5 protein-coding genes are annotated in these 5,359 nt (G+C 43.9%); all 5 read left to right on the top strand.

Annotated elements, in window-relative coordinates:
- The first annotated feature begins 8 nt into the window (after positions 1–8).
- A complete protein-coding gene (locus CCU_RS07495; protein ID WP_022216026.1) occupies positions 9–965 on the top strand; it encodes a DUF1385 domain-containing protein in 957 nt (318 codons plus the stop codon).
- 15 nt (positions 966–980) lie between these two features.
- On the top strand, positions 981–1,844 hold the full coding sequence (gene prmC, locus CCU_RS07490) for a peptide chain release factor N(5)-glutamine methyltransferase (RefSeq protein WP_015534159.1): 864 nt from the start codon (positions 981–983) through the stop codon (positions 1,842–1,844).
- A 52-nt stretch (positions 1,845–1,896) separates the two neighbouring features.
- Positions 1,897–2,973 carry a peptide chain release factor 1 gene (gene prfA, locus CCU_RS07485; RefSeq protein ID WP_015534158.1) on the top strand — a complete coding sequence of 359 codons (1,077 nt, stop codon included), beginning with the start codon at positions 1,897–1,899 and terminating at the stop codon, positions 2,971–2,973.
- Position 2,974: 1 nt separating this feature from the next.
- Positions 2,975–4,030 carry a histidinol-phosphate transaminase gene (gene hisC / locus CCU_RS07480; protein ID WP_015534157.1) on the top strand — a complete coding sequence of 352 codons (1,056 nt, stop codon included), beginning with the start codon at positions 2,975–2,977 and terminating at the stop codon, positions 4,028–4,030.
- Positions 4,031–4,243: 213 nt separating this feature from the next.
- Positions 4,244–5,143, top strand: a complete 900-nt coding sequence (locus CCU_RS07475) for a DUF5688 family protein (protein WP_015534156.1) — start codon at positions 4,244–4,246, stop codon at positions 5,141–5,143.
- Positions 5,144–5,359 lie beyond the last annotated feature (216 nt).

The following is a 5,359-nucleotide window of genomic DNA, read 5'->3' as shown; positions in this document are numbered from 1 at the left end:
AGATTGGCGTGAAGAGAGTAAGAATAGGCGGTCAGGCTGTCATGGAAGGTGTCATGATGAAAAATGGCGACAGATATGCGGTGGCAGTCAGAAAACCGGATAAAGATATAGAAGTGAAAGTTGTGGATTATGTTTCCATGGCATCGAGAAGTGTATTTTTCAGAGTTCCTATAATCAGGGGAGTTGTCAATTTCGTGGAATCCCTCGTGATAGGAGTGAAGACCCTCACATACTCAGCATCGTTTTACGATGACGAGGAGCCTGAGAAGGCGGAGAAAGAGAAAAAAGAAAAGAAAAAAGAGAGGACACCTGAGCAACAGAAAAGAGCGGACGATGCGGCGATGATAGGTACAGTGTTATTTTCACTTGTATTTGCCATCGCGTTATTCATGATGCTTCCTGCATTTATCGGGGAACTCATAGACAAGGTTATAGATAACAGGATCATCATGTCTGCCATAGAGGGAGTTATAAGACTTGGAATATTCCTGGGATATGTGGCACTCATATCGCTTATGAAGGATATACAGAGAGTGTTCATGTACCATGGGGCAGAGCACAAGACGATCAACTGTTTTGAGGCTGGGGTGCCACTGACTCCGGAGAACGTGAAGAAGTATTCAAGATATCATAAGAGATGCGGAACAAGCTTTCTGTTCATCGTAATGATAATAAGCATAATTGTTTTCATGTTTATAAGCGCAGATACGGCATGGCTCAGACTTGTCATAAGACTGCTGCTGGTTCCGGTAATCGCCGGTATATCATACGAATTTATAATGTTTGCTGGCAAGAGTGATTCAAAGCTTGCAAATGCGCTGTCAGTTCCGGGAATGTGGGTTCAGAGACTCACCACAAGGGAGCCGGATCTTGACATGATAGCAGTTGCGATAAAGTCCGTGGAGGCAGTTATAGACTGGGAGGCATACCAGGACGCCATGCACAAGGGCGAGATAGAAGATTAAAGGATTTCGATAGAGATGAAGCTGTGTGAACTTTTGAGAATGGGACGGGACAGGCTGGAGAAAAGTGATGTTCCTGATGCGGATATAGACGCTGATATATTGTGGCAGTACCTGTCGGGTATGAACCGTATGGATATGATCATGGCCAGAGAAGATGACGTGGATGATGATAAATCGGAAGCCTACATGAAGCTCATAGAAAAGAGGAGCACAAGGATTCCGCTTCAGTATATCACAGGTGAGCAGAATTTCATGGGATATGATTTTGATACCGCAGAAGATGTGCTCATTCCAAGGATGGACACAGAGACTCTTGTTGAGACGGCATTGAAGCTTGTAAAGGACGCTGACCATAACGTTGATGTTCTGGACATGTGTTGCGGTTCGGGCTGCATAGGAGTATCGTTTGGACTCTGGAACAAGAACAGCAGGATCGTACTTGCCGATGTATCTGAGGCAGCGATCGGTCTTGCAAGGAGAAATGTAGCGAAACTGTGTGCAGGGGATGATAGATTTGAAGTGGTCAGGACGGATCTCTTTGAGCAGATATCCGGGAAATATGATCTCATACTGTCGAATCCTCCATATATAAGAAGTGATGTCATAGAGACACTCATGCCGGAGGTCAGGGAGCATGAACCACATCTGGCACTTGACGGAACGGCGGATGGATTGTATTTTTATAGAATAATAGCCGATAAGGCGAGAGAATATATAAAGGATGAAGGATATGTTGTATTCGAGATTGGCAATGATCAGGCAGAAGATGTACAGTACCTCCTTGTAGATTCAGGTTATGACGATATACATGTTGTACAGGATCTGAGTGGTAATGACCGGGTGGTGTACGGCAGATATGACAGAGAAGATAACCGGTAGATTTAACGCTGCAGGAGACAGCGTGACAGAATGAATATAGAGAGGTATAGATATGTTTGACAGATTAGAAGAACTTGTAGATAAGCTTGATACGATAAATAATCAGCTCACCGATCCTGATGTTGTGTCGGATCAGAACAAATTCAGAAAGCTCATGAAGGAGCAGAGCGATCTCTCACCTATAGTTGAGAAGTACCATGAGTACAAGGATGCAAAGACTACCATAGAGGACAGTCTTGAGATTCTTGAGGAGGAGAGCGACGAGGAGCTCCGCGAGATGGCAAAGGAAGAGATGAATGAGGCAAAGGCGAATCTCGAGACCATAGAGCAGGAACTCAAGATTCTTCTGCTTCCAAAGGACCCTAACGATTCCAAGAACGTAATCGTGGAGATCCGTGCCGGTGCAGGCGGAGATGAGGCTGCTCTGTTCGCATATGAGGTGTACAGAATGTACCAGAAATATGTTGACCAGTTCAAGTGGAAGGTTGAACTTATGAGTGTCAACGAGAACGGTATCGGAGGATTCAAGGAGGCTGTGTTCATGATCACCGGAGACGGTGCGTACTCCAAGATGAAGTACGAGAGTGGTGTACACAGAGTACAGCGTATACCTAAGACAGAGTCAGGCGGAAGAATCCATACATCGACCATAACAGTTGCGGTTATGCCTGAGGCTGAGGAAGTTGATGTAGAGATAAATGAGAATGATATAAGGATAGATGTAATGCGAGCATCAGGAAACGGTGGACAGTGTGTCAATACAACCGATTCGGCAGTACGTCTTACACATATACCTACAGGAATAGTGATCTACAGCCAGACAGAGAAATCACAGCTCCAGAACAAGGCAAAGGCATTTGCTCTTCTGAGATCAAAGCTGTACGACATGGAGCTCCAGAAGCAGCATGACGCAGAGGCTGCGGACAGAAGAAGCCAGATAGGAACAGGAGACAGATCAGAGAAGATCAGAACATACAATTTCCCTGAGGGAAGAGTTACAGATCACAGGATCAAGCTCACATTATACAAGCTTGACCAGATCATGAACGGAGATCTGAATGAACTTATAGACAGTCTTATAGCGGCTGACCAGACAGCAAAGCTGGCACAGGTGAATGAGGAGGAATAATATGGCAGCGTGGAGTGACAATATAAGAAAAGTAGAACCTTATGTTCCGGGTGAACAGCCTAAGGATACAGATGTGATAAAGCTCAATACGAATGAGAATCCGTACGGCCCGTCGCAGAGAGTGAAGAATGTAATGATGGATATCGATACACTCAGATTATATCCGGATCCAACAGCATCGGCACTTGTCGATGTGCTTGCAGAGTATCACGGAGTTGATCCTTCACAGGTATTTGTGGGAGTGGGTTCGGATGATGTGCTTGCCATGTCGTTTCTTACATTTTTCAACTCTGACAAACCAATATTGTTCCCTGACATTACATATTCCTTCTATGATGTGTGGGCAGAGCTTTTCAGTATCCCTTACGAGAGACCGGCACTTGACGAAAACTTCAGGCTGGTGAAGGAGAATTACTACAGAGAGAACGGGGGAATCGTATTCCCTAATCCAAATGCCCCTACAGGAATATACGAGGACATAAAGAATGTGGAGGATATAGTCAGCCACAACAAAGATTCGATAGTCATAGTAGACGAGGCGTATATAGATTTCGGCGGCGAGTCGGCACTTGGCCTTATAGACAAATATGACAATCTTGTGGTTGTAAGAACGTTCTCAAAGTCGAGATCCATGGCGGGACTCAGGATAGGATATGCAATAAGCAACCCGGTTCTGATAAAGGCCCTCAATGACGTAAAGTATTCATACAACTCATATACGATGAACAGACCATCACTGATAATGGGAACAGAGTCAGTTAAGGACGATGAGTATTTTAAGGAGACTGTTTCAAAGGTGGTCGCCACGAGAGAGAGATTCGTGGAAGCTATAAAACCACTTGATTTTACATGCCTTCCTTCGTCTGCAAACTTTGTATTTGCAACGCATAAGGATATTCCGGCAAAGGAGATATTCCAGGCTGCGAAGGATGCCCATATATATGTCAGATATTTTGATAAACCACGTATAGACAATTATCTGAGGATATCCATTGGTACGGATGAAGAGATGGATAAATTCACAGAGTTCCTTACAAATTATATACAGGAGAGATAATAAACAGACCGCTGTGCCGAAGGCATGGCGGTTTTTTCTTGATATGGTGGCAACAACTGTGCCAGGATTCCACTATAAAGCGCAGGATTCCACTATAAAGCGCACCAAAACTATTGAATTTGGCAGAGTTTTTCTATAGAATTCACCCATGAAATATTTCAGGAAAAAATATCGGGACGTTTCGTTTTATTTTGTTTGTAAAAGGAGAATTGAATGAATTTTGATGAATTTATAGCCAGAGTAGTGGATGAAATGAGAAGCAGACTTCTCAGACAGGGAGATGGATCAGACATCCGGGTCAATAAGGTTTTGAAGAATAATGGGGTGGAGCTCACTGCGATGAATGTGTGCAAGAGCTCTGAAGAGGTGTGTCCTACGATATATCTTGATCCGTTTTACAGGGATTATGAGCAGGGGATGGATTTTGATGTTGTTATGGAAGATATATGCAGACTCAGAGAGGCGAACTGCAGGTGCAGGAAGCTTGATATACGCGATGTGGTGGATGAGACGAAGGTTATGGACAACATAATATTGCGGCTTGTCAACAGGGAGCGAAATAGCCGGCTGCTTGAGAGTGCACCATTTATAGAGTTTAATGATCTTGCGATAACTTTCAGAAGGGTGCTGAGCCTGGATAACGACGGCCTGGCAACCACGATAGTCAACAATAATGATGTGAAGAGGTGGAGAGTCAGTCTGGATACATTGTATAAGAATGCACTTAAGAACACCCAGAGAATGTTTCCGTGTGTAAGGCAGAACCTTTTTGATGCGCTGAAGGGCAGATATGAAGGGATAGATTTCGATGACGACTGTGACAATGTGGACGAACTGTACATGTTGTCAAACACGCACGGTATCAATGGGGCCACGGCCGTACTGTATGATGGAATGCTTGAGGAGTGTGCGAATATGGTGGGTGATGACATATATATCCTGCCATCCAGTGTGCATGAGCTGCTGTTTATCAGGGCAAGTGCGGATTACACAGAGGATTATTACAAGGATCTCATAAGAGAGGCGAACAAGGTAACAGTGTCTGCCATGGATTATCTGTCTGACAGTCTGTATATGTACAGCAGGGAAAAAGGAAAACTCTTGATAGTCTAAAATGTTGACAAAATATATCCCATGACATAGAATAAAATCAGTGTTCTAAGGGCAAAATTATGTGTAATGGGAGGAACAGACATTGGAGGATAGTTATATTTCGCGCAGAGATAAAATTGTCGCTTCAGCTATCGAACTAATTGGAGATTTGGGATTACATGCTCTTACACCGAAGAACCTTGCACGAAAGCAGAATATATCTGATACGCTGATATA

The sequence above is a fragment of the Coprococcus sp. ART55/1 genome (genome assembly GCF_000210595.1).
Classification (GTDB): domain Bacteria; phylum Bacillota; class Clostridia; order Lachnospirales; family Lachnospiraceae; genus Coprococcus; species Coprococcus aceti.
This window is presented reverse-complemented; position numbering and strand designations above follow the sequence as displayed.